General features: G+C 65.6%; 19 protein-coding genes, 7 tRNA genes and 1 pseudogene. 14 read left to right on the top strand and 13 right to left on the bottom strand.

The window, feature by feature from the left end:
• Window positions 1–658: 658 nt before the first annotated feature.
• The 4 genes from ACTJJM_RS15800 (at window position 659) to ACTJJM_RS15785 (ending at window position 6208) form a co-directional block, all read left to right on the top strand.
• Window positions 659–874 (top strand): hypothetical protein, encoded by a 216-nt coding sequence (locus ACTJJM_RS15800; protein ID WP_005410085.1) that lies wholly within the window; start codon window positions 659–661, stop codon window positions 872–874.
• Window positions 875–1081: 207 nt separating this feature from the next.
• Window positions 1082–3463 carry a Tex-like N-terminal domain-containing protein gene (locus tag ACTJJM_RS15795; RefSeq protein ID WP_049409087.1) on the top strand — a complete coding sequence of 794 codons (2382 nt, stop codon included), beginning with the start codon at window positions 1082–1084 and terminating at the stop codon, window positions 3461–3463.
• A 208-nt stretch (window positions 3464–3671) separates the two neighbouring features.
• The gene (locus ACTJJM_RS15790) at window positions 3672–5861 is read left to right on the top strand and encodes a PAS domain S-box protein (RefSeq protein ID WP_019336521.1); all 2190 of its coding nucleotides are present in this window, start codon (window positions 3672–3674) and stop codon (window positions 5859–5861) included.
• A gap of 62 nt (window positions 5862–5923) precedes the next feature.
• On the top strand, window positions 5924–6208 hold the full coding sequence (locus ACTJJM_RS15785; RefSeq protein ID WP_049453035.1) for a hypothetical protein: 285 nt from the start codon (window positions 5924–5926) through the stop codon (window positions 6206–6208).
• Here the strand turns inward: ACTJJM_RS15785 and ACTJJM_RS15780 are convergent.
• Both ACTJJM_RS15780 and ACTJJM_RS15775 read right to left on the bottom strand, forming a co-directional pair.
• Window positions 6182–7141: a right-handed parallel beta-helix repeat-containing protein gene (locus ACTJJM_RS15780; protein WP_160314084.1), complete on the bottom strand. Its 960-nt coding sequence runs from the start codon at window positions 7139–7141 to the stop codon at window positions 6182–6184. The genes ACTJJM_RS15785 and ACTJJM_RS15780 overlap by 27 nt on opposite strands.
• A gap of 64 nt (window positions 7142–7205) precedes the next feature.
• On the bottom strand, window positions 7206–8294 hold the full coding sequence (locus ACTJJM_RS15775) for a DUF5694 domain-containing protein (RefSeq protein WP_440865805.1): 1089 nt from the start codon (window positions 8292–8294) through the stop codon (window positions 7206–7208).
• 152 nt (window positions 8295–8446) lie between these two features.
• Here ACTJJM_RS15775 and ACTJJM_RS15770 point away from each other — a divergent pair, with 152 nt between their 5' ends.
• Both ACTJJM_RS15770 and ACTJJM_RS15765 read left to right on the top strand, forming a co-directional pair.
• Window positions 8447–8992 carry a GNAT family N-acetyltransferase gene (locus ACTJJM_RS15770; RefSeq protein WP_029550665.1) on the top strand — a complete coding sequence of 182 codons (546 nt, stop codon included), beginning with the start codon at window positions 8447–8449 and terminating at the stop codon, window positions 8990–8992.
• Between the two features lie 255 nt (window positions 8993–9247).
• Complete coding sequence (locus ACTJJM_RS15765) at window positions 9248–11074, top strand: methyl-accepting chemotaxis protein (protein ID WP_440865804.1); 1827 nt, start codon at window positions 9248–9250, stop codon at window positions 11072–11074.
• Here the strand turns inward: ACTJJM_RS15765 and ACTJJM_RS15760 are convergent.
• The 3 genes and pseudogenes from ACTJJM_RS15760 to ACTJJM_RS15750 all read right to left on the bottom strand — a co-directional run.
• A pseudogene (locus tag ACTJJM_RS15760) lies at window positions 11071–11592 on the bottom strand (GGDEF domain-containing protein); the annotation flags it as partial. The gene ACTJJM_RS15765 and the pseudogene ACTJJM_RS15760 sit on opposite strands and share 4 nt — an antisense overlap.
• A 98-nt stretch (window positions 11593–11690) precedes the next feature.
• A complete protein-coding gene (locus ACTJJM_RS15755) occupies window positions 11691–12149 on the bottom strand; it encodes a carboxymuconolactone decarboxylase family protein (protein ID WP_019336516.1) in 459 nt (152 codons plus the stop codon).
• A 498-nt stretch (window positions 12150–12647) separates the two neighbouring features.
• Window positions 12648–12733 (bottom strand) — tRNA-Leu (locus ACTJJM_RS15750).
• Between the two features lie 132 nt (window positions 12734–12865).
• On the opposite strand from ACTJJM_RS15750, the gene ACTJJM_RS15745 reads away from it, so the two are divergent.
• Both ACTJJM_RS15745 and ACTJJM_RS15740 read left to right on the top strand, forming a co-directional pair.
• Window positions 12866–13246, top strand: coding sequence for a response regulator (locus ACTJJM_RS15745; RefSeq protein ID WP_010484954.1), 381 nt, complete (start codon window positions 12866–12868; stop codon window positions 13244–13246).
• Window positions 13247–13315: 69 nt separating this feature from the next.
• Complete coding sequence (locus ACTJJM_RS15740) at window positions 13316–13513, top strand: hypothetical protein (protein ID WP_010484956.1); 198 nt, start codon at window positions 13316–13318, stop codon at window positions 13511–13513.
• A gap of 45 nt (window positions 13514–13558) precedes the next feature.
• Here ACTJJM_RS15740 and ACTJJM_RS15735 read toward each other — a convergent pair whose 3' ends face one another.
• A complete protein-coding gene (locus tag ACTJJM_RS15735; protein ID WP_010484958.1) occupies window positions 13559–14515 on the bottom strand; it encodes an SOS response-associated peptidase family protein in 957 nt (318 codons plus the stop codon).
• A 77-nt stretch (window positions 14516–14592) separates the two neighbouring features.
• Here ACTJJM_RS15735 and ACTJJM_RS15730 point away from each other — a divergent pair, with 77 nt between their 5' ends.
• Window positions 14593–15009: a GNAT family N-acetyltransferase gene (locus ACTJJM_RS15730; protein ID WP_049453045.1), complete on the top strand. Its 417-nt coding sequence runs from the start codon at window positions 14593–14595 to the stop codon at window positions 15007–15009.
• 96 nt (window positions 15010–15105) lie between these two features.
• Here the strand turns inward: ACTJJM_RS15730 and ACTJJM_RS15725 are convergent.
• From ACTJJM_RS15725 to ACTJJM_RS15695, 7 genes are all read right to left on the bottom strand, one after another.
• Window positions 15106–15181: transfer RNA gene (locus ACTJJM_RS15725), tRNA-Glu, on the bottom strand.
• A gap of 49 nt (window positions 15182–15230) precedes the next feature.
• Window positions 15231–15306: transfer RNA gene (locus ACTJJM_RS15720), tRNA-Ala, on the bottom strand.
• 46 nt (window positions 15307–15352) lie between these two features.
• A tRNA-Glu gene (locus ACTJJM_RS15715) sits at window positions 15353–15428 on the bottom strand.
• Window positions 15429–15477: 49 nt separating this feature from the next.
• Window positions 15478–15553 (bottom strand) — tRNA-Ala (locus tag ACTJJM_RS15710).
• A 184-nt stretch (window positions 15554–15737) separates the two neighbouring features.
• Window positions 15738–15813: transfer RNA gene (locus tag ACTJJM_RS15705), tRNA-Glu, on the bottom strand.
• A 49-nt stretch (window positions 15814–15862) separates the two neighbouring features.
• A tRNA-Ala gene (locus ACTJJM_RS15700) sits at window positions 15863–15938 on the bottom strand.
• An 89-nt stretch (window positions 15939–16027) separates the two neighbouring features.
• Complete coding sequence (locus ACTJJM_RS15695) at window positions 16028–16441, bottom strand: MerR family DNA-binding protein (protein ID WP_049454656.1); 414 nt, start codon at window positions 16439–16441, stop codon at window positions 16028–16030.
• 186 nt (window positions 16442–16627) lie between these two features.
• On the opposite strand from ACTJJM_RS15695, the gene ACTJJM_RS15690 reads away from it, so the two are divergent.
• The 5 genes from ACTJJM_RS15690 (at window position 16628) to adiC (ending at window position 22829) form a co-directional block, all read left to right on the top strand.
• On the top strand, window positions 16628–17695 hold the full coding sequence (locus ACTJJM_RS15690; protein ID WP_049454654.1) for a GlxA family transcriptional regulator: 1068 nt from the start codon (window positions 16628–16630) through the stop codon (window positions 17693–17695).
• Window positions 17696–17775: 80 nt separating this feature from the next.
• Complete coding sequence (locus tag ACTJJM_RS15685; RefSeq protein WP_049454653.1) at window positions 17776–18579, top strand: TlpA disulfide reductase family protein; 804 nt, start codon at window positions 17776–17778, stop codon at window positions 18577–18579.
• 30 nt (window positions 18580–18609) lie between these two features.
• Window positions 18610–19452, top strand: a complete 843-nt coding sequence (gene dsbG / locus ACTJJM_RS15680) for a thiol:disulfide interchange protein DsbG (protein WP_010484982.1) — start codon at window positions 18610–18612, stop codon at window positions 19450–19452.
• Window positions 19453–19966: 514 nt separating this feature from the next.
• The gene (locus ACTJJM_RS15675) at window positions 19967–21400 is read left to right on the top strand and encodes a DcaP family trimeric outer membrane transporter (RefSeq protein WP_440865803.1); all 1434 of its coding nucleotides are present in this window, start codon (window positions 19967–19969) and stop codon (window positions 21398–21400) included.
• Between the two features lie 76 nt (window positions 21401–21476).
• Window positions 21477–22829: an arginine/agmatine antiporter gene (gene adiC / locus ACTJJM_RS15670; RefSeq protein WP_049454649.1), complete on the top strand. Its 1353-nt coding sequence runs from the start codon at window positions 21477–21479 to the stop codon at window positions 22827–22829.
• The last annotated feature ends 3 nt before the right edge of the window (window positions 22830–22832 follow it).

Below are 22832 nucleotides of genomic sequence, written 5' to 3'. Positions count from 1 at the left end.
CCCCCCCCCCCCCCCCCCCCCCCCCCCCCCCCCCCCCCCCCCCCCCCCCCCCGACCTCTGACAGTTTCCGTGCGCGTCCAGCCACGGAGAAGAATAAGAACGGCAAAAGCGGGTCGCGCGCTGCGCTTGCTCGTGTAGAGCCGAGCCCACGCTCGGCTGCTTTCAGGCCAGCCCGCGAAGCCGAGCGCAGGCTCGGCTCTACAACAAAAAAGCGGCCAGCCAGGCTGCCTTTGCTTTTGATCTTCTTTTTTCTTCTCCGTGGGTGGCGGCAGGCACCAGGAATCTGTCAGCGGCCGGGAGGGTGGGTAGGGCGGGGTGTCCGCGGCATGGATGCCGCGGCCAAGCCCCATGGATGGGTTCACGGCGTCCCCGGCCTACCCACCCTCCCGGCCAGCCCGCAGGAAACCGGCTTTCCGCGACCAACCAAACCACCCACGAGGGGCTGCGCCGTTGGCAGGAATCCCCCATCGATTCGTTAGCCGGAAGTTAAAGATCCGTAAGCATTCTGCTGCGATCCCGCCGTCATCTGCATGCAACCGATCGTCATTAGCCTTCGTGACGTTCCAGTCAGGTTCGACGCGGTAAGCTCTCCCTCGATGAGCTCGCAGCATCGCTCATCGAGTGCAGTACGCAGTAGCAATTTGGAGGAATACATCACATGGCAATCGTTCTTTATGTCGGTGGTAGCAAGGATGGCGAGAAGGGCGTGGTGCCCTACGGCTTCAGCAAATCCCGCGCCGACACCGCGCTGGGGCCGGAGTTCTACACGGAGCGGTTCATGGAACTGCAGGGTGTCGGCAAGGTCCGCCTGATGGCCCTGGAAGGCATGCGTGACGAGATCGTCATGCAGCGCGCCGCCCGCCACTACCGCTGACCTCCGCAACACGCGGCAGGGCGCGCCCACCATCGCGCGCCCGCGCCGGCATCCCAGCCCAGGGCCAGTCCGAGCCCTCTCCTTGCCAGGATGCCGGCGTCCAATCCGGCCCCGCCGCTGAACCTCGGCCCCTGTCAATGCCTTGTCCGGCTCCGTCGTGGGTTGCCAGAATGGGGTCTTCCCGTACCGCGGCACAGACCTGAAGCAATGCACGACGCCAAGAACGCACAGAGCGCGCTCGCCCAGCAGATCGCCCAGACCATCGCCGATGAGATCGGTGCCCAGTCCGCCCAGGTACGCGCCGCAGTCGGCCTGCTCGACGAGGGCGCCAGCGTTCCGTTCATCGCGCGCTACCGCAAGGAAGTGACCGGGGGCCTGGACGACACCCAGCTGCGCAACCTGGAAGTGCGCCTGACCTACCTGCGCGAGCTGGAGGACCGCCGCGCGGCGGTGCTGGCCAGCATCGGCGAGCAGGGCAAGCTCAGCGACGAACTGCGCAACGACATCCTCGCCGCCGACACCAAGAGCCGCCTGGAAGACCTGTACCTGCCGTACAAGCCCAAGCGCCGCACCCGCGCCCAGATCGCCCGCGAGGCCGGTCTGGAGCCGCTGGCCGATGGCCTGCTGGCCGACCCGACGCAGGACCCGCAGACGTTCGCGGCCACCTTCGTCGACACCGACAAGGGCGTTGCCGACACCAAGGCTGCGCTGGAAGGCGCGCGTGCGATCCTGATGGAGCGCTGGGGCGAAGACGCTGCGCTGGTCGGCGAACTGCGTACCTGGCTCGGCGAATCCGGCGTGATCCGTGCCCGCGTGGCCGAGGGCAAGGAAACCGAAGGTGCCAAGTACCGCGATTATTTTGAACACGCCGAGTCGCTGGCGAAGATTCCCTCGCACCGCTTGCTGGCGCTGTTCCGCGCGCGCCGCGAGGAGATCCTGTTCCTGGAGCTGGACCCGGGCAGTGATGCCGAGGCTGGCCACCAGTACGCCGAAGGGCGCGTGGCGCGCAAGGCCGGCATTGCCGACCAGGGCCGTGCCGCCGACCGCTGGCTGCTGGACGCCTGCCGCCTGACCTGGCGCGCCAAGCTGCATACCCATCTGCTGCTGGACCTGTTCAACCAGGCCCGCGAAAAGGCCGAGGCCGAAGCCATCGCGGTGTTCGGCGACAACCTGAAGGACCTGCTGCTGGCGGCACCGGCCGGCCCGAAGACCGTGCTCGGCCTGGACCCGGGCATCCGGACCGGCTGCAAGATTGCCGTGGTCGATGCCACCGGCAAGCTGGTCGCCACCGATACCATCTACCCACATGAGCCGCGCCGCCAGTGGGACCAGTCGCTGCAGACCATCAAGCAGCTGTGCGCCAAGCACAACGTGGAGCTGATCGCGATCGGCAACGGCACCGCCAGCCGCGAAACCGACAAGCTGGCCGGTGAAGCGATCAAGGCCGCTGGCAACCCGAAGCTGCAGAAGGTGGTGGTGAGCGAGGCCGGTGCCTCGGTGTACTCGGCCTCCGAGTTCGCGGCCAAGGAGTTTCCGGGCCTGGATGTGGCGCTGCGTGGCGCGGTATCGATCGCCCGCCGCCTGCAGGACCCGCTGGCCGAACTGGTCAAGATCGAACCCAAGGCGATCGGTGTCGGCCAGTACCAGCACGACGTGGATCAGTACCGTCTGGCCCGGGCGTTGGACGCGCGCGTGGAGGACTGCGTGAACGCGGTCGGCGTGTACGTGAACACCGCGTCGGCCGCGCTGCTGTCGCGGGTGTCCGGCCTGTCGGCCACGGTGGCCGAGAACATCGTGCGCCATCGTGACGACAACGGCCCGTTCAAGCGTCGCAAAGACCTGCTGAAGGTTGCGCGCTTGGGCGAGAAGACCTTCGAGCAGTGCGCCGGCTTCCTGCGCATCGCCGACGGTGATCAGCCGTTGGACGCCTCGGCGGTGCACCCGGAGGCCTATCCGGTGGTCGAGCGCATCGTTGCCAGCACCGCACGCCCGATCAAGGCGCTGATCGGTGATGGCAGCTTCCTGCGTGGCCTGAAAGCAGAACAGTTCACCGACGACACCTTCGGCGTGCCGACCGTGCGCGACATCCTGAAGGAACTGGAAAAGCCGGGCCGCGATCCGCGTCCGGAGTTCAAGGCGGCGCGCTTCGCCGAGGGTGTCGAGGACATCAAGGACCTGCGCGAGGGCATGGTGCTGGAAGGCGTGGTGAGCAACGTGGCGGCCTTTGGTGCCTTCGTCGATATCGGCGTGCACCAGGACGGCCTGATCCACATTTCGGCGCTCTCCGATACGTTCGTGAAGGATCCGCGCGACGTGGTCAAGGCCGGCGATATCGTCAAGGTGAAGGTGCTGGAGGTGGACGTGGCGCGCAAGCGCATCGCCCTGACCCGGCGCTTGGACGACACCCCCGGGCAGGCCACCAGCCGCTCGGGTCAGCGCGATGAGCGCGGGCAGGGGCCGCGCCGCGACGCAGGCGGCCCGAACCGCGGGCCGAACCGGGGCCAGGGCAATGGTGGCCGTCCCGCCGTGTCCGCGCCCCCGGCCAACAATGCCCTGGCCGAGGCCTTCGCCCGCGCCAAGCGCAGTTGAGGACCGTGTCCCCCGTCACGCTTGATTCGTGGTGAGGGACTTGTCGGTTTTCCCCGTGATTGCGCACACTTGCGCTTGAGGGGAGGCGTTCGGCCACCCCGCTGTCGCTGGGGAGGGCCATGACGCCAGCAGGACCCGTTGTCTTCGTCGAGGGCTGCAGCGTTGTGCTGCGGCCACTGCCCGCCTGTGCGGGCCGCGGGGCGGGTTGATGGCGGGCCAGGGAAGCAACGGCAACGGGCTGCTCGAACGGCGCCTGCAGGAGCTGGCCGAGGAGCGCCGTCGCCTGGCGATGATCATCGACGGCACCGCAGCCGGCACCTGGGAATGGAACGTGCAGACCGGCGAAATGCGGGTCAATGCGCGCTGGGCGGAGATCGTCGGCTATCGCCTGGAAGAGCTGGAGCCGGTGTGCCAGAAGACGTTCCTGAAGCTGGTCCACCCCGACGACATCGTCCTGTCCGATGCGGCACTGGAGGACCATTTCGAAGGCCGCAGCGACAACTATGTCTGCCTGCTGCGCATGCGGCACAAGAATGGCCAGTGGATATGGATCCACGACCGTGGCCGCGTGTTCGAATGGGACGGGCAGGGACGACCGCTGTGGATGGCCGGTGCACACGCCGACGTGACCGAGCTGCAGCAGGCGCGACAGGATGCGGCCGAGAGCCGGCAGCGATTGCAGGCCGTGGTCGACGCATCCGACGAGGTGGCGGTGATCGCGACCGATACCGAAGGCACCATCACCTTGTTCAATACCGGCGCGGAACGCCTGCTGGGATACAGCGCCGAAGAAGTGGTCGGCCAGCGGCGACTGGGTGATTTCCACGATCCGGACGAGCTGGCGGCCTGGCTGCGTCCGCTGGCGGCTGCGGACGGAAGCCTGCCGGGCGCGTTTGAAGCACTCAGCGCTCGCGCCGATGAGCAGACCTATTCACGGCAGTGGACACTGCGGCGCAAGGATGGCCAGCCACGCCAGGTGCGCCTGTCGATCAGCCGCATGGATGGTGCCGGCGGCGCGCGGATCGGTTATGTCGGCATGTCCATCGACATTACCGAGATCCTGCAGGCGCGTGCCGAAGCACGCCTGTCGGCAGAGAAATTCGCCGGTGCGTTCACGTCGGCGGCGCTGGGCATGGCGCTGGTGTCGCTGGAAGGGCGCTGGCTGGACGTCAATGACGCACTTTGCCGGATCCTGGGCTACCCCCGCGAAGAACTGCTGCAGGTTGATTTCCAGCGCCTGACCCATCCCGACGACCTGCAGACCGACCTGGCCCTGGTGCAGGACCTGCTGGCCGGGCGGCGAAGCCACTACCACCTGGAAAAACGTTATCTCGATCGCGACGGCAAGGTGATCTGGGCACGGCTGTCGGTGTCGCTGGTGCGCACCGAGCACGGCGAGCCGCTGCATTTCGTGTCGCAGATCCAGGACATCAGCGCCCAGCGCAGCAGCGAGCAGCGCCTGTTCGAGAGCGAGCAGCGCAGCCGTATCACGCTTGATGCGGTGGCCGACCTGGTGCTCAGTGTCAGCCTGGATGGTCGCATCGACTACGCCAATGCGGCCGCGGTGCGCACCCTGGCCGGTGATGGCGCGCTGTCGCTGGCCGGACACAAGGTGCAGGATGTGCTGGCACTGACCACCGAGTACGCACCCGGTTCAGTGCTGGATGTCTCCGTGCTGCTGGACCCGGAAAGCAACGCAGTGGACCTGCACGCCGACCTGTTGCTGCGCCTGGGCACAGCCACGATTCCGGTTGACCTGACCCGTGCCTGGCTGCGTGATGATGAAGGTCATGTACGGGGCGCAGTGTGGGTGCTGCGCGATGACACCCAGCAGCGCGCGCGCCAGCGCGAGGCGCGCCATCTGGCCGAGATCGATCCGCTGACCGAGCTGAGCAACCGCCGCGGCTTCGAGGTGCATCTGCAGCAGGCGATCACCCGCGTCGAGCGTACCGGCCAGGCCGCCTCGTTGATGTACATCGACCTGGACCGCTTCAAGCCGGTCAACGATACCTGGGGCCATCTGGCCGGCGATGCCGTGCTGTGGGCGGTGGCCAGCGTGCTGCGCCACGGCGTGCGCGATTCGGACGTGGTGGCGCGGCTGGGCGGCGACGAATTCGCGGTGATCCTGTCCGGCTGCACGCCGCGTCGTGCAGCACGCATTGGCGGTGAACTGCTGCACACCCTGGCATCGCTGTCGATTCCGTGGGACCGGGATCGCCTGCATGTGGGCGCCAGCATCGGTATCGCGCCATTGGCGGGCGGGATGAGCGTGGACCAGGCTGTAGCGGCGGCTGATGCCCAGTGCTACCGGGCCAAGGCAATGGGTCGCAACAACGTACAGGTGCAGGGCGAGGCCAGTGAGCTGCCGAGCGACGACATCGACCCGATCGAGGGCTGATCTCAGCCTGTGAGAGGGCGTGCGCGAATACTCCGTGCACTTCCCCTCGTACAGGTGATCCCATGAATGTCTGCAACCCGGTGACGGTGCGTGCCTTCGCCCCGGCCCTGGTCGGTTGGTGCCTGGCCCTGGCCGCCTGCCTGCGTGCGGAACAGCTGCGCGGCGACCTGCACGCGCAGGCCCTGCTGCCGGTGCTGCAGGGCGGCGCGGTCGCCCTGCTGGTATTCACGCTGTCCTGCATCGGTGCCGCCTGCATCGTGCTCTGGCGGGCGGACAGGAAGGAAGCACCGCCTCATGCTTTTGATGCTCAGGCCCATGCTTCACGGGAAGGCGCAGAGATCACCTGAAGGGAAAGAGATGTTACCTGTCGATAGAACGCCTGCAACACCACCCTTTGCATTGATGCCGTTGCAGTTTCCAACACCCAAGCGACGATTCTGAATGAACCGGTTGGAGCGGAATGTTGCCGTGGTACCGCCCGATGTCTCAAACACCGCCCCACCATAGTTCGCACCGCTTACAGCATTGTTTTCTGCAAGAAAGCGCTGTGAACCCTGTACGACGTCGATACCCCATTCGCCAGGGCGTTCAATCACCGAGTTCTTGATGGTGCAGTCGACGCAGTTCACCAGATAGATGGCGCTGGCGCCGGAGTCGATGACGCGGGCGCCATCAATCATGACGTTGCTCGAGTTGTAGATGGCCATCTCGCCATCGCCCCCCGGGCCATCCTTGCGGCCGGTCAGCTGCCCATAGAGGATGGTGACGTCGCGGGAATCGGTGATCCACAGATTCGGTTCCGCCACATTGTTGCCCGCTATGCCGTTGGCACGCATGAAGGTGTCCCATATATCCACACCTTTCCCGCCCACGACACCAGTGCTGATCTGGAAGCCGACGATATCGAGGCTCCAGATGATGATGCGGTCCTGATGATAGGCCAGTACACCGAAGTTCCCGCCTGCACCGGTGGACAATGTGAAGTTGTGCAGCATGGTGCCGCTGCCGAGCCCGATTGCCTTCTGTGGGGAGCCATGGGCGGAGATCACGACGTCGGCCATGCTCGCACCCAATCCCTCGATGGTCGTGCCGGAGGGAACTTCCAGTGGTGCAGGCCCAGTGACGTAGGCGCCAGGCCGCAGACAGATTTTCTTGCCAGGTGCGGCGGTCACTGCGGCAGCAAGGTCACCACCACTGTCGAGAGTGAGATCGCATGCCGAGGCCTGCGCAGCACCGGCCAGGCCTATGGCAAAGAGTACGGCGGAAATGCGTTGTTTCATTATGGGTTCCTTCCGTGGAGTGGTTGAAGTTGCATCCAAGATACCGCAGCCGACGGGCTTGACGTCAATGCAGAACTTCATCCGAACTGACCAGCTGCACGTCGTGCATCAGGTTGAGGTAAGCCTCGTAGTAGCCCTTGTGCGAGGCACCGACGATGGTCAGCATGCGGCTGCCTGGATGCTGGCCCAGTATGTCGCGCATGTTGGCGACCATGCGCAGGTTGCGGGTTTCCCAGTAGCCCACGTAGTTGCGGCCGAAGCCTTCCGGCGAGGGTTCGACGAGCGTCGCGCCGAAATCGCTGTTGAAGGCCGCCATCACGGCCTCGGGTGCGTTGTAGGCGCGATACATCGCGAGCAACCCATCCGCTTGGTCAAGATTGGCTTCGAGCCGTTCATCGGCCGCCCTGCGCGCTTTGACGAAGGAATTGTCCCAGGCACCGCGTATGGCGGCAGCGTAGGCCTTCTGCTGCGATTCCGGTGTTGGCGAATCCGCAGTGTGGTCGTCGACCGACCACAGGCGCTCCAGTCCCAGGCGTGCGGCAAGGACGCCGGCCACCAGGCCGGCCTCGTTGCGGCGGGTCATGCGCGTGTCGAGGAACCGCACCAGCTCCGGCGTCAGGCTGTCCGAAGCACGTCGCTCTTCCCTGGGCAGCCGCAGCCATTGGACGACTGCCGAGCTGCTTTCGCCCGCGGCCAGGAAGACTGCGGCCAATCGGCGTCGCTGGGCAGCGGTTGGCGCCTTCGGCCATTCCGCAAGCAGGCGTTCCATCTCCACGTTCGCGCTGGGCACGTCCAGGCCGGTGGCGGCCTGCGCCGGGGCCGGATCGACGCAGTAGTCCGCTACGCTCTCCGCGTATCGGGCTGGATTGCGGCGCATGAAGTCACACTGCAGGCCGGACAGGTTCTCCACTGCGATCGCGGTGGGCCGCCAGGCTTTCAGGCGCTGCAGCAGAGGTTCCAGCATCGCCGGCGTGAAGGTCTCCGGCAGGCTGGACAGGTGCGGGCTGCCCAGTACCAGTACTTCGTTCGGGCGTCCTGCGGGCGGTCCCTTCAGCTGGTCCGGGTGGAACGCCGGTCGATAGGCGGTGTCGTTGGCCAGCGCGCTGCTGCTGCACACGGCCAGGAAGAGAAGGCTGGCAAAGCGAGGGAACATGCGATCTCCATGTCGATAAGCGTCCTGCGGGACCTTCATGCTGGTCATTTTCTCCGGCTGGGGAATCCCGCATTGGTCATGTAAACCTTTCTGCCTTGAGCTGCATCCTTCTGCTGAGCGATGCTGTACTCAGCGCTCAGGCAATGCAGAACATGACATCCGACGACTGGACCATCGACAGTCCGCGGCTGCACCTCCGGCCATTCACGCCCGGTGACGCCGACGAGGCATTTGCGGGAATCACGCCCGGGCTGACCCGCTACATGGCCTTCGAGCCGCCTCCGTCGGAGGCGGCGTTTGCTGCGGTCTGGCAGACGTGGCTGCCCACCATTGCCGACGGGACCGACATCACGTTCGTGATCCGCAGGCGCGAGGATGATGTATTCCTTGGCCTGGCAGGCCTGCATCGAGCCGGGGAAGCAGAACCCGAGCTGGGCATCTGGATCGCAGAAGTGATGCATGGGCACGGCTATGGCCGCGAAGCCGTGGCGGCGGTGTGGTCGGCGGCCTCCGAGCGCCTGCGCTGTGCGGCGTTCCGCTACCCGGTGGCGGAACGGAACCGGTCCAGCCGTTCACTGGCTGAGTCCCTCGGTGGGCAGGCGGTGGCACGTGAGCAGGGCGTGAAGTACACAGCAATCGTCTACCGCATTCCGGCTGCAATGCACGGAGTTGCGACGGACGTCGCGGAATCCCGCTAAAGCGGCCGACGGCATCGCCGATACTCCCTCTGGATCCCGCTCCAGTCACCCGCCGCAGGACCCCAGACTGCCCCCGATGGGCGGTCCGCGCAGTGTGTTCCGCCGCTCCTAGATGCCGATCGCAGCCGCAGCAGACGTTCTTGGCAGTCGCTCGAGAGGTGCCGGTTGGCACCTGTAGTCCCTGGCAACTGATGTTGCCGCCGGGCGTCCCGCCCGTCGGGTCACAACCGCTTACCGGACACCGAGGATCAGACAATGCTCATTCCAGGCTTCACGGCGGGCGCGCAGGCGCCGGCCGAGCTGCATACCCGTTGGTCGCCGTGGCGTGCGCTGCTTGGCGCACTGGCGCCGCAGCAACGCACCCGCACAGAGAAGGCGGTGACCGACCGCACCGAGCTGGAGGCGCAGGTGGCCGCGCTGCATCGCGTGCAGGCCGTCATCGAGTTCGCGCTCGACGGCACCATCCTGCAGGCCAATGACAATTTCCTGCAGGCGATGGGCTACCGGCTGGAGGAGATCCAGGGCGGGCATCATTCCCTGTTCGTCGACCCCGAGCAGGCGCGCAGCGCTGAATACCGCGACCTCTGGGCGCGCTTGGGGCGCGGCGAATATGACGCCGGACAGTACCGCCGCTTCGGCAAGGGCCAGCGCGAGATCTGGATCCAGGCCTCGTACAACCCGGTGCTGGACCGCCAGGGGCGGCCGTACAAGGTGGTCAAGTTCGCGACCGACATCACCGCGCAGAAGCTGCAGGCGGCCGACTCGGCGGGGCAACTGGCCGCGATCGCCAAGTCGCAGGCGGTGATCGAGTTCAGCATGGATGGCCGCATCCTGTCGGCCAATGACAATTTCCTGGCCGCCACCGGCTACAGCCTGGACGAGGTGCGCGGGCAGCACCATTCGTTGTTTGTCGAGCCCGAGCATCGCAGCAGCGTCGAATATCGCCAGTTCTGGGAGAAACTGGGGCGTGGCGAGTATGACGCCGGGCAGTATCGGCGCCTGGGCAAGGGCGGGCGCGAGGTCTGGATCCAGGCATCCTACAACCCGATCCTGGACCTCAACGGCAAGCCGTTCAAGGTCGTCAAGTACGCCACCGACATCACCGCGCAGGTGCATGAGAACCAGGCCATGCAGCGCGCCGTGGCGCAGACCCGCGAGGTGGTGGCTGCCGCCAAGCAGGGCGACCTGACCCAGCGCGTGGCCACCGCCGACAAGAACGGGTCGATCGCCGAACTGTGCGAAGGCGTGAATTCGCTGGTCGAGGCGATGGCGGCCATCATCGGCCAGATCAAGTTCGCTGCGGACACCATCGCAGTCGGCGCGACTGAAATCGCACAGGGCAACAGCGACCTCTCGCAGCGCACCGAGCAGCAGGCGGCCTCGCTGGAGGAAACCGCCGTGTCGATGAAGGGACTGGCCGAGACCGTGCAGCGCACGGCCACCAACGCGCGCCAGGCCAGCCAGCTGGCCGGTGGAGCGGCCGACGTCGCCGCGCGAGGCGGCAATGTGGTGCATGAGGTGGTCGAGACGATGGCGGTGATCAACGCCTCGTCGCGGCGCATCGTCGACATCATCGGGGTGATCGACGGCATCGCCTTCCAGACCAACATTCTCGCGCTGAACGCAGCGGTGGAGGCTGCGCGTGCCGGTGAACATGGCCGTGGCTTCGCCGTGGTTGCAACCGAGATCCGCGAGCTGTCGCAGCGTTCGGCCAGCGCAGCCAAGGAGATCAAGCACCTGATCGATGAGTCGGTTGCCAATGTGGGCGCCGGCACGGCGCAGGTTGAGAGCGCGGGCCGCACCATGGATGAAATCGTGATCAACGTGCGCCGGGTCAGTGACCTGATGACCGAAATCAGCACTGCCTCGCAGCAGCAGAGCGACGACATCCAGCAGATGAATCATGCGGTTGACCTGATCGATCAGGGCACCCAGCAGAACGCGGCCCTGGTCGAGGAGGCGTCGGCGGCGGCGCGCAGCATGGAAGAACAGTCGGCGCAGCTGCTGCAGACCGTGGCCAGCTTCCGCGTGCAGGGCGGGGCCGGGCATCGGCATGGAGCGGCGGCGCTGCACGCGGTCTAGACGCGGCGCCTGGACCAGTCTTCCGTGGTGCCGGTGTCGCCGCGTACGCAGTTGCGGCCGGCATGCTTGGCGCGATACAGGGCCTGGTCGGCGCGTTCGACCAGGTCGCGCGGATCGCGGTCTTCGCCCGGTGCCTGCCAGGCCACGCCGATGCTGATGGTGACGGTGGCTTCAGGGGCGGGCAGGGCTGCGGCTTCGACCGAAGCGCGCAGCCGTTCGCCCAGGCCCAGGGCGTGGGCGGCATCGGGCGAGGGCAGGGCGGCGATGAACTCTTCGCCGCCATAGCGGGCCAGCAGATCGTCACCCCGTTGCAGGCAGCCATCAAGAATGGCGGCCACCGACTGCAGGCGACGATCGCCTTCCGGGTGGCCGTAGGTGTCATTGAGCCGTTTGAAGTGGTCGATGTCGATCATCAGTACCGCCAGCCCGAGTCCCTGGACGAGGCGGCTGCTGCCGCGTTCGCCCGGGTGATGGCGGCACTGGAGCCGATCCGGCGGCCGGCGGAGACCAAGCCCAGACTGACGGATCCCGCTAAGGCTCGGTTGAGGGAGGCAAAAGTCGGATCAAAGCGGCGCTGACGCGGCGCTGGGCCAATGCCCAGCGCTCGCCGGTGTCGTTACTCGGTAGCGGGCTTGGCACGGGGCTTGAGCCTAAAGCTCACGCCTAGCCGATTGATCGCGTTCATTGCCGCGATGGTGAGCGTAAGATCGACAAGGTCCTTCTCGCTGAAGGCTGCGGCCACGGCCTGATACGCCTCGTCAGATGCGTGGGTCTCGCTGACAAGCGTCACTTCCTCAGACCATGCCAACGCGGCGCGCTCTTGCTCCGAGAACAGGTACGAGGCTTCGTGCCAAACAGGCAGAAGGGTGATTGTGTCGAAGGGCATGCCTTCCTTGAGTAGATCGCGTGTGTGGATGTCTATGCAGTGCGCGCATCCATTCAGTTGAGAAACGCGCAAGAACACCAGGTGGATCAATTTTGAGGGCAACGATGTGCCGGTGGTCACAAAGTGATGGAGCTGTCCAACCGCTTTGGCACCCTCGGGAGAGACCACAAACCAGTTCGCTCGGTTCATTTCTAACGTCCTTTTCCTCTAAGTGTGGGCCGGAGTCGGTCCACTCAAAGGTAGGGACGCCGAGCAGGGACGGTTCGTGACAGCTGATAGCGTGCGCCAGAATAGGCGCTTGGCTTAGCACTGGTGTGCGGTGGGGCTCTACCCGGGCCTGCCGCCGCGCGAGGCCGTGGACCCCCTGACCGACAGCACGCTCATCGCGCCGGCCACGCCTCTGCCGGGCCTACCCCCGACCCGCGAGCAGCAGCAACAGGCCCGGCGCCTGGCTGAGGCTGGGGCGAAGGAGATCGAGCGGATCAAGGCAGCGCTGGAGCCGCGCAAGCCGCCGGCGGAGACGAAACCCCGAGCGAGGGACATCCGCAGCAAGGCGCGGTTGAGGGCGGGGCTGCAGCAGATGCGCGGCGGTGTGTAGCGAGAGAGAATGAAGAAAAAAGGCGGAGCCGGAAGATTCACGACTCCATTACGCCATTTTCTTTTAAACCCTTATGCCGCAAGGGTCTTTGGTGCCGGTGAAAGGACTCGAACCTTCATGGGGTCACCCCCGGCTGATTTTGAGTCAGCTGCGTATACCATTCCGCCACACCGGCAGGCAGCGTACGATTGTAAACGAGGTCGGCACGGCTTTCATAGTGGGGAGGCCGATCAGGGCGCGTCCTGTCGGCTTCGGCCCAGTGGTGGCTATACTGCGGCGGCTTGAATGCCTCCAGGAGTGGTAGCCGATGACAGTGTTGCAGGACCTGAGGGTGCTGGTGGTCGAGAACGACGAGATGAGTGCCGCACTGCTGCAGATGCAGCTGGTGCACGCCGGTGCGACGGTGGTGGGTCTGGCCGCGAGCGTCGCTGAGGCACTGCGCCTGCTGGAGGCGTCGACCCCGGACGTTGCCCTGCTTGATTACCGCCTGGCCCGCAATGAAACCAGCGAGCCGGTGGCCGCGGCGCTGTCGGCGCGTGGCGTGCCGTTCGTGCTGGCCACAGGCATGCTGGCCGAGCAGCTGCCCGAGCCGATGCTGGCCGGCGTGCTGCTGGTCAAGCCGTATCTCTCGGCAGACCTGAGCCAGGCACTGGTACGCGCAGTGGGCCGCGCCAGCGCCAGGGCCTGATTGGCGCATGCTGAAGCGGTGGGCGTATCCTGCCCGGGCCTGAATGCTCAGGCCTACAAGGAGAGTGGCATGAAGAAGTGGATCAAGCGCATGGTTGCTGCGGGTGTCCTTTCGATGGCGGTCTTCGGTGGTACGGCCTCTGCCGCGTGGTGCGGCCAGCCCTGTTTCCAGCTCTACAAGAGCTGCATCGCGCGGGGTGGTGAGGTCGAACAATGCCTGCAGGAACAGGCCTTCTGCGAAGAGGCGATGTGCGGCGGCAATCCCTGATCCATGAACCCCGCCCAGGCGGGGTTTTTCATCTGTGCGCGGTATTCAGCCGGCTTCTTCGTACACGTAGCGGATCTCTTCGCGGTCGTCGAGGATGCGGTACTGCCGCGCCAGATCATCCGGATCGGGATTGAGCCAGGCATCGAGGTGTTCCCTGCGGATGGGAACGACGCCGCGGTCGTGGCCCGCAGCGGCGACGTCGTGCGGAGGCGTGTCGGTGATGGTGGCAAATGACAGCAGGCGACCTTCCGGTCCTTCCCATTCCGCCCACAGGCAGGCCAGCAGCAGATCGCGCGGGGGATCAGGCCGGAACTCCAGCACCACGTCCTGCTCCTTCTCATCGGCACCCAGCGTGCGGCCGGCGATGGCGTGACGCGGTACGTGCTCATAGAACGCCTGCACCACCACCACGCCGTGGCGCAGGCCGAACGCACCGCGCCAATAGCCTTCCAGGCTGTCGCGCCTCGCGTTGTAGGTGCCGGGATAGAGGATGTCGTTGCGCACCGGCTTGTCCGGCAGCCGGCACTGGTAGCGCATCGGCTTGATCACGCGTTTGCCGCCCTCGCTGACCATGACCGGTGCGTAGGTGCCAGGGAAAATGCGGTTGTCGCGCGGCAGCAGCTGCACCCGGTGCAGGTCTTCCAGCCGGGCCTGCGCACGATCGATGCGGTTGCCGGCTACGCGCAGGTCGTTGCGTGCCTTCTGGGTGGGGCGGGTCGCCAGCGTGGCGTTGGCGATATCGCGTCGCTCGCGCTGGCGGGCCAGCTCCGCTTCCAGATCCTGGCGCTCCTGCGCATGCCATTGCTGGATTTTCGCGACGATGTCGCGGCCCTGCTCGGTGCGCGCACCGGCGAAGCCGTCATCCATGGCCTTGGGAGTTCTGGGGCGCTTCTTGCCGGGATCGTGCGCGTACAGCTCCGCGAATTCTTCCAGCGACAGGATGGCGCCAAACTCGCGCACCAGCTTGGCGTAGTCGGCGCGGATCAGGGCGGAATAGCACATGGGAACTCTGCAGGCGCGGGTCGCAGCAGTTGCGACATGGATGAGGCAGGATAGCCCGACCTACAGGGAGAAAGCGCATGAATGATTCCGTCGCCTGCCAGTTCCGCGACGCCGTGCCCACGGTCGAAGACTATTGCCAGCTGCGTGTGCTGGCGGGCCTCAGTGCCAAGAGCCAGGAGGCGGCGGCACGCGCGCTGCCCAAGACCCTGTATGGCGTGTGCGCCTACCAGGGCAACGAGCTGGTGGCGATGGGGCGCATCGTCGGCGATGGGGGCTGCCACCTGCAGGTCTGCGATATCGCCGTGTTGCCGCGCCTGCAGGGGCAGGGCCTGGGCAAGGAAGTGATGCGTCGCCTGGATGGCTGGATGCAGGCAAACCTGCCGCCGTCGGCATACGTCAGCCTTCTGGCAGATGGTGAAGCGCACCGGCTGTACGCGCAGTTTGGTTTCGCACCTACCGCACCTGCATCGATCGGGATGTATCGCCGGTTCTGAGGTGTGTCCAGGCTGAGGCCAGCCATGCGCGGCTCGGGCCTTCCCAGGAATCACAGGCAAAGAAAAACCCCGGCCGAAGCCGGGGTTTTAAAGAATTGGCGTCCCCACGGGGATTCGAACCCCGGTCGCCACCGTGAAAGGGTGATGTCCTAGGCCTCTAGACGATGGGGACGCACGAAAAACTTCAAGTTGTAGAACCTTCGACGGCCTAATGTCGAAAGTGGTGGAGCCAAGCGGGATCGAACCGCTGACCTCCTGCATGCCATGCAGGCGCTCTCCCAGCTGAGCTATGGCCCCAATGAAACTCCGGATGATCTGCCGGGAGCAGAGTCCGTTTTGAAACTGGCGTCCCCACGGGGATTCGAACCCCGGTCGCCACCGTGAAAGGGTGATGTCCTAGGCCTCTAGACGATGGGGACGCACGAAAAACTTCAAGTTGTAGAACCTTCGACGGCCTAATGTCGAAAGTGGTGGAGCCAAGCGGGATCGAACCGCTGACCTCCTGCATGCCATGCAGGCGCTCTCCCAGCTGAGCTATGGCCCCGTGTTACCGAGCCGCCTATCATACCTGCGTGTTCACGTTTGTGGAAGCTTTTTTTGAGCTTTTTTCGTTCCGGTTCAACCGCGGCCACGAGGGCAGGGGAACCGCAACGCCACTACCTGACTGCTGGTAGGCGGTGAACAAAAAAGACCCGGTTATCGGCCGGGTCCTCGTTGTTCGTGATGAGTGGCGTCCCCACGGGGATTCGAACCCCGGTCGCCACCGTGAAAGGGTGATGTCCTAGGCCTCTAGACGATGGGGACGCACGAAAAACTTCAAGTTGTAGAACCTTCGACGGCCTAATGTCGAAAGTGGTGGAGCCAAGCGGGATCGAACCGCTGACCTCCTGCATGCCATGCAGGCGCTCTCCCAGCTGAGCTATGGCCCCACGTCGCTGAGGAGCGAAATAATAGCCTTGCCCCAGGGGGTTGGCAAGCATTTGTTGCACTTTTCTTCACGTGCGTTGCGAAGCCGATGTCAGTCGCCTTTCGCCTGTGCAACGTTGTCGGTCAGTGCCGCCAGGATCGGGCACTGGTCCAGCGTGCCGTGACCGGGGCAGGCGTCGACCAGCTGCGAAAGTGCGGTGTGCATGCGCTGCAGCTCGGCCAACCGTTGCGCGATGTCCTGCAGGCGGGCCTGCGCGGTGTCGCGCACGCTGCCCATGTCCTGCGAGTGCTGATCGCTCAGTACGAGCAGCTCGCCGATCTCTTCCAGGCTGAAGCCCAGCGCCTTGGCGCGGCGGATGAATCGCAGCCGGCGCAGATCCTGCTCGCCGAAGATGCGGTAGCCACCCGCCGAGCGGGCCGCGGTCGGCAGCAGCTGCTGTCGTTCGTAGTAGCGCACCGTATCGATCGGCACGCCCGCCTGGCGGGCCAGTTGTCCAATGTTCATGGCGGATTCCTGCGGATGCTGCCGGCCATTGTGAAGCCTGGAGTCTGGTCGAGAGTCAAGGCTTGGCCCGGGTGCGCGCATTCAGCGCACTTTGCAACTTTCTTCATAGCCCCGCCGATGGGCCAGTTCCTACCCTTCGCCTGAACCGGCCGTTCGATGGCCTGCAACGAACCGAGGAGGTGGTCTGTGGAAGGATTCAGGAACGAAGGATTCGTCGAGATCGCGGTGGTTGAATACCCGGGAGGTGATCCGTCTGCCGCCTCCGTACTGGCCGAAATGGCGCACGTTGCCAATCGCCTTGCCCAGCAGCAGCGCCGGCCGTTCAAGAGGGTGCTGGTCACCCGCTGGATCGTGCCGACCAGCCAGACTGGTGTGCACCGTATTGCGGGTGCGGAAATGCTCGATGCGGCCATCCCGGCTGTGATTGCGGTTCCCGGCCAGATCAGTGCCGGCGCGTGCCTGCGCGCGGATGAGGTCCTGCTGGACTGGCTGCGCGCGCACTATGACGGTGGCAGCCTGCTGGCCGCCGCCAGTGATGGCGTCAGCGTGCTGGCACGGGCCGGATTGCTGGCCGGGCGTACGGTCAGTGGCCCCGATCTCGGGCGCCATCCAGGCCTGCAGGCGCAGGCCGCGAGCTGGGTGCCGAGCGAGCGGGCGCTGGTGGATGACGGCGACCTGCTGACGGTCGGCGGGGGCCAGGCCTGGCGCTTCCTGGGCCTGCGGCTGTTGTACCGGCTGCATGGGCAGGGCGTGGCCAGTGCGGTGGCGCAGCAGCTGGGCATCACCGTGCCCGCCACGATCCAGCAGGATCTGGAACGCTTCAGCGCCAACTTCGCACATGGCGATCGTGATGTATTGAAGGCACAGCGCTGGTTGCACACCACGGCGGCACGCGGCGCCACCCTCGCCGCGATCTGCGAAGTCTCCGGATTGGAGCCGCGCACGCTGCAGCGGCGGTTCCTCAAGGCCACCGGCCTGCGGCCGATCGAGTACTGCCAACGGCTGCGCATCGCCAAGGCGCAGACCCTGTTGCAGCAGGGAGCGGGTATCGATGAGGTGGCCTGGGGCGTCGGCTACGCCGATCAGAGTGCGTTTCGCCGGTTGTTCCTGCGCATCGTTGGCATGACGCCGGCGAACTATCGGCGTCACGTCAGCAGCAAGCGCCGCGAGCGGCCCTTGATGCCGTCGGTGGCGGGCAGTCTGCGCGGGCTGCAATCGCCGTCGGTGATGCAACTGGGCCGCAGCGCGGCCTGATGCGGGCAGCATCGTCGGGCTTGCAACCGGAGCGCGACACTTCGACCATGCAGCCAGTGGACGATTGAACAGGTGGTCTGATGTCGAGCGTTGGGCCGGTGCCGATGCCGGTGGTATTGATTCTCGTGTGCGTAGTGCTGGCGATGGCCGTGGCGCGTCTGTGGCCACGCAGGAAGGACGGCATGCCGCTGCCTTCCGCACCCAGCATGGTTCTGGACATGCTGCTGGTGGGCCTGCTGTGTGGTCGCATCAGCTTCGTGGCCTTGAACTTCGCGCTGTATCGCGAGGCGCCGTGGAGCATTCTGCAGATTGCCGATGGTGGCTACCACCTCGCGGTTGTCCTGGTTGCGGGATTGGCATGGGGACTGTGGCGGTTGCGCCCATGGCGGGCGTTGCGCGCCCCGGTGCTGGGCGCGGCGTTGGCAGGTGTGCTGCTCTGGGCGGGCGGCAGTCAGCTGTTGTCCGCCTGGCAGGAGCGGCGGATGCCCTTGCCGGTATTGCAGGTTGCTGATCTGCAAGGGGGCAGGGTGGACCTCCAGCAGTTTCGTGGCAAGCCACTGGTGCTGAACCTGTGGGCCAGCTGGTGTGGTCCCTGCAGGCGCGAGATGCCGGTCTTGGCAGCGGCACAGCAGGCACATGCGGACGTGCAGTTCGTGTTCCTCAACCAGGGTGAAACCCTTGAGGAGGTCCAGGGTTTCGTTGCGCGCGAACGGCTCCTGCTGGGCAACGTATTGCTGGACGATGACGCTGCGGCATCCACGGTGCTGGGCGTGCAGGCCTATCCCTCGACCCTGTTCTTCGACGCCGAAGGGCGCCTGCGTGAACTGCACCTCGGCGAACTGACGGCAGCGGGTCTTGAACACAAACTGCGCCGGCTGCGGTAGCCTGCGCGGGCATCTCACTACGGAGTTCCCATGTTGTCGACTTCCCTGCGCACCGCCCCGGCGGTGCTGTTGCTGCCGGTCCTGCTGGCATTGGCCGCCTGCAGCCAGGCACAGACGCCGCCGGGCAAGACCGCCGCGGCACCGGCAGCGAGCGCCACAGCCGCTGCCAACAAGGGCGATCGCCCTGCGGTGCTGAAGGGCATCGAGAAGCATGGGTTCGAGGTCGTCGCCGAATTCGATGCCCCCGGTGGCCTGCGAGGTTTCGCCGGCGTGGTCGGCGGCCAGCAGCCGGCAGCGGCCTATGTCACTGCTGATGGCAAGCATGTACTGGTCGGCAGCCTGTTCGATGCGGAGGGCAACGATGTAGCCGCTGAGGCCGTTGAGAAGCTGGTGGCCTCGCCGATGTCGGCCAAGATGTGGACCAAACTGGAATCCAGCGCCTGGGTACGTGACGGCAAGGCCGATGCGCCGCGCGTGGTCTATACCTTCAGCGATGCCAACTGCCCTTACTGCCACAAGTTCTGGGAAGCGGCACGGCCGTGGGTCGATGCGGGCAAGGTGCAGCTGCGTCACATCATGGTCGGCGTCATCCGCGAGGACAGCCCGGCCAAGGCGGCGGCCATCCTCGCAGCCCGTGACCCGAGTGCAGCGCTGCTGCAGAACGAGCACGATTTTGATCGCGGTGGCATCAAGGCGCTGCCGAACATCAGCCGAGAAATTGCTGGCAAGCTCGATGCCAATCAGGTACTGATGATCGAAATGGGCTTCCAGGGCACGCCGGGCATTCTGTTCCAGGACGCACAGGGCCAGGTACAGCGTCGTGCGGGCCTGCCGCAGGGTGCCGATCTGCAGACGGTGCTCGGCCCGCGCTGACTGGCGCCAGCTTCATGAAACATTGCACAGGCCCGCATGGCAGCATGCGGGCCTGTTGCATTCTGTGGCCGGCCTTCCGGTTGCAGGCCCGCGCAACGTTGGTTCATCGTCACGTCTGAATCGTGACTGACATCAAGCATCGCGCCTTGATTCCAATCAAGGCCAAAAACGACAGGCGGATTAGCCTGTGACGCATGGAATACAGCGTCACTGCGCGACGGATGCCGCGCTCGCCACACCCTGATCAGGGTCGGCCGGCACAGCCATTCACGACATTCTCACTCCGTGCTTGTTACCCAGACCGCTGCGGTCGCCACCTCTTTGGCAGCGCGGCCTTGATGGAGTCGACATCGGTGCGGGCAGGGCAGTGTCATCGTCCTGTTGCCTGCAGTGCGCAGGCTGGCCGCCGCCGTCGACGCAGTATCCGCATTTCCAGCAACTGCAACGTGGGGCCGGAGCCGCGCATGCGTGCGTTCGGCCTGCGAGATGAACATGGACGTCCAGGGAGGATGCAATGCGCGTGGCGGTACTGAGTCTGGCCTGCTTGACCGTATTGGCGATCACGCCGGCATATGCACAGGCTGATGACAAGGAGGACGCGCAGGCGCTGCGCCGTGAGATCGCGGCCATGCGTCAGGTACTGGAGGGCATGCAGCAGCGGCTGGATCGGCTTGAGCAGCGCAATGGCGCGGTTGCGCCTGCCGTCGCGCAGATCCCTGCGCCTGCGACCGCACCTTCAGGCGCTACCCATCTGCTGCATCCCACCCAGGTGCCGGGCGTGGCACAACCGGTGCTGCCGCAGCGTGAATCGGTGGCCGATCCTTCCACCGCGGCATCGCGACCGGACAGTGCGGCCGGCCCAACCGACCCGGATCTGAAGGGATTCTTCGCCATTCCCGGCACCGATACGGTGATCCGCATTGGCGGCTACGCCAAGCTCGATGCCATCGCCGATTCGCGCGCAGCCGGCGACGAAGATCAGTTCATTCCTTCGTCGATGCCAGTGGGCGGCCGTCATCGTGACGTGTCCAATTTCAACATCCATGCCAAGCAGACCCGCTTCAGTTTCGAGGCGCGGCGCCCGACCTCGCACGGGAACCTGCGCTTCTACCTGGAGAACGACTTCTTCGGCAGCAGTGATGGTTATGAATTCCGCCTGCGCCACGCCTATGGCCAGCTCGGCAATACCTACGCGGGCTACGGCTATTCCAGCTTCATGGATCCGGACAGCTTGCCTGACACGCTGGATTTCGCCGGTCCGGGTGGTGCGGGCTATCTGCTGGTGGCCGGCATCCACCACAGCTTTGCGATGGGCAAGGGCAACACCCTGACTGTTGCCGCCGAAGATCCGAAGACTGAACTTGCCGGTGCCAGCGATGAGCGCGCGGCGGTGAACCGGCTGCCGGATGTGACGGTGACGGCACGCATGGAGCGCGACTGGGGCCACCTGCAACTGGGCGCGGTGGCACGCAGCCTGGCGTATGACGGTGACGATGAGCGCGACCGGCGCATGGCCGGTGGCCTGCAGCTGAGCGGATCGGCGTCGGTGGGCGAGCGCGACCTGCTGCTGTTCGGTGCCCTCGGCGGGCGCGGCCTGAGCCGTTACACCGCTGACCTGACCGGCTCCGGGCTGGACGCGGTGGTCGGTGCCGATGGCCGCCTTGATGCGCTGGACCTGCACGGTGGTTTCGTTGGCTACACCCATTACTGGTCCGAGCTGTGGCGTTCGAACCTGATCGTCGGCCAGCTGACCCTGGAGCGGAATGCTGCACTGGCGGCCGACGCATTCCGTCAGAGTCGCTACGGCGTGTTCAACCTGATCTGGAGCCCGGCACCGTCGTGGACGATGGGCATGGAGCTGCTGTACGGGCGCCTGGAACAGCAGGGCGGCGCGCGCGGCGACACGGTCCGGGTGCAGGGCAGCCTGCAATACAACTTCATCAAGTAAGCGCCAGCGGCGTTACGCCAGCGCAACCGTCCCCACGCCCGGCCGCACCGGGCTCATGCCAGTACAGGAGATTGTCATGGCAGAAGCAAAGAAAATCGGGGTGGTCGGAGCCACCTTCCTCGTCGCCGGCAACATGATGGGCTCCGGTGTGTTCCTGCTGCCCTCCAGCCTGGCCAAGATCGGTACCGCCTCGATCTGGGGCTGGCTGATCACCACCGCCGGTGCGCTGCTGCTGGCGTTCGTGTTTGCCAAGCTGGGCAAGCTGGCGCCCAAGGCGGGCGGTCCATACGCCTATGCGCGCGACTGGTTCGGGCCCTACATGGGCTTCCAGACCAACACCATCTACTGGTTCGCCAACTGGATCGGCAACGTCGCCATCCCGATTGCGGCGGTCGGCTACTTCAGCTACTTCTTCCCGATCCTGTCCGAGCCGCTGGTGCGCTGCATCGCGGTGCTGGTGCTGGTGTGGGCGCTGAGCTTCGCCAATGTGATCGGCCCGGCCTTCGTCAGCCGCGTGCAGACGGTCACCACCAGCTTTGCGCTGGTCCCGATCCTGGGCATCGCCATCTTCGGCTGGTTCTTCTTCGATGCCGACATCTTCAAGGGCGCCTACAACGTGTCCGGTGAATCCAACTTCGGCGCGATCTCCAGTGCTGCGGCATTGACCCTGTGGGCCTTCATCGGCGTCGAATCCGCTTCGGTCACCGCCGGCGTGGTGGAAAACCCGGAGAAGAACGTGGCCCGTGCCACCCTGGCCGGTGTGTTCCTGGCTGCCATCGCCTACATCGCCAGTTCCTCGGTGATCATGGGCATGGTGCCCAACGGCGAACTGCAGACCTCCGATGCCCCGTTCGCGCTGGCTGCGGCCAAGGCCGTCGGTGGCTGGGGCGGTGCGCTGGTCAGCCTGTGCGCCTTCATCGGCGCGGCGGGTTCGCTGGGCGGCTGGATCCTGCTGACCGCACAGAGCGCCAAGGCGGCGTCCGACGACGGGCTGTTCCCGAGCATCTTCAGCAAGACCAACAAGGATGACGTGCCAGTCAAGGGCGTGCTGATCGTAGCGGTGCTGATGACCCTGGCGGTGCTGGTCACCTCCACCTCGGAAACCGCGTCGGCACAGTTCGACGTCATCACGTCGGCCGCCGTGGTACTGACCCTGCTGCCCTACATCTACTCGTGCGTGGCCTGCTACTTCGTGGTCGAGCGTTCGCACACCCTGGTCCATACCGGTGCGTTCTGGACCCTGACCAGCCTGACCGTTGTGTACTGCCTGTGGGCGATCTACGGCTCGTCGGGAACCATCGTGCAGTACGCCTTCCTGTTCGTGCTGTTCATCACCGTGTTCTATCCCTTCTTCAGCGAGGAGCGCCGCCAGCAGCGGCAGCGCGCCCGCGAGGCATCGGCCATCAGCGTCGGCGCCCAGCGTTCCTGAGTT

Source organism: Stenotrophomonas sp. 22692 (assembly GCF_052045015.1).
GTDB classification, from domain to species: domain Bacteria; phylum Pseudomonadota; class Gammaproteobacteria; order Xanthomonadales; family Xanthomonadaceae; genus Stenotrophomonas; species Stenotrophomonas geniculata.
Note: the sequence above shows the minus strand (reverse complement) of the source record. Positions and strands in the feature narration are given on the sequence as shown.

What these genes read in the sequence shown, in the direction of transcription:
- ACTJJM_RS15675 (WP_440865803.1), top strand. Translation starts at nt 19,967, where the DNA reads ATGCGCGTGGCGGTACTGAGTCTGGCCTGCTTGACCGTATTGGCGATC.
- ACTJJM_RS15775 (WP_440865805.1), bottom strand. Translation starts at nt 8,294, where the DNA reads ATGTTCCCTCGCTTTGCCAGCCTTCTCTTCCTGGCCGTGTGCAGCAGC.
- ACTJJM_RS15695 (WP_049454656.1), bottom strand. Translation starts at nt 16,441, where the DNA reads ATGAACATTGGACAACTGGCCCGCCAGGCGGGCGTGCCGATCGATACG.
- ACTJJM_RS15755 (WP_019336516.1), bottom strand. Translation starts at nt 12,149, where the DNA reads ATGAACCGAGCGAACTGGTTTGTGGTCTCTCCCGAGGGTGCCAAAGCG.
- ACTJJM_RS15765 (WP_440865804.1), top strand. Translation starts at nt 9,248, where the DNA reads ATGCTCATTCCAGGCTTCACGGCGGGCGCGCAGGCGCCGGCCGAGCTG.
- ACTJJM_RS15790 (WP_019336521.1), top strand. Translation starts at nt 3,672, where the DNA reads ATGGCGGGCCAGGGAAGCAACGGCAACGGGCTGCTCGAACGGCGCCTG.
- ACTJJM_RS15800 (WP_005410085.1), top strand. Translation starts at nt 659, where the DNA reads ATGGCAATCGTTCTTTATGTCGGTGGTAGCAAGGATGGCGAGAAGGGC.
- ACTJJM_RS15770 (WP_029550665.1), top strand. Translation starts at nt 8,447, where the DNA reads ATGACATCCGACGACTGGACCATCGACAGTCCGCGGCTGCACCTCCGG.
- ACTJJM_RS15730 (WP_049453045.1), top strand. Translation starts at nt 14,593, where the DNA reads ATGAATGATTCCGTCGCCTGCCAGTTCCGCGACGCCGTGCCCACGGTC.
- ACTJJM_RS15780 (WP_160314084.1), bottom strand. Translation starts at nt 7,141, where the DNA reads ATGAAACAACGCATTTCCGCCGTACTCTTTGCCATAGGCCTGGCCGGT.
- dsbG (WP_010484982.1), top strand. Translation starts at nt 18,610, where the DNA reads ATGTTGTCGACTTCCCTGCGCACCGCCCCGGCGGTGCTGTTGCTGCCG.
- ACTJJM_RS15795 (WP_049409087.1), top strand. Translation starts at nt 1,082, where the DNA reads ATGCACGACGCCAAGAACGCACAGAGCGCGCTCGCCCAGCAGATCGCC.
- ACTJJM_RS15735 (WP_010484958.1), bottom strand. Translation starts at nt 14,515, where the DNA reads ATGTGCTATTCCGCCCTGATCCGCGCCGACTACGCCAAGCTGGTGCGC.
- adiC (WP_049454649.1), top strand. Translation starts at nt 21,477, where the DNA reads ATGGCAGAAGCAAAGAAAATCGGGGTGGTCGGAGCCACCTTCCTCGTC.
- ACTJJM_RS15785 (WP_049453035.1), top strand. Translation starts at nt 5,924, where the DNA reads ATGAATGTCTGCAACCCGGTGACGGTGCGTGCCTTCGCCCCGGCCCTG.
- ACTJJM_RS15740 (WP_010484956.1), top strand. Translation starts at nt 13,316, where the DNA reads ATGAAGAAGTGGATCAAGCGCATGGTTGCTGCGGGTGTCCTTTCGATG.
- ACTJJM_RS15745 (WP_010484954.1), top strand. Translation starts at nt 12,866, where the DNA reads ATGACAGTGTTGCAGGACCTGAGGGTGCTGGTGGTCGAGAACGACGAG.
- ACTJJM_RS15685 (WP_049454653.1), top strand. Translation starts at nt 17,776, where the DNA reads ATGTCGAGCGTTGGGCCGGTGCCGATGCCGGTGGTATTGATTCTCGTG.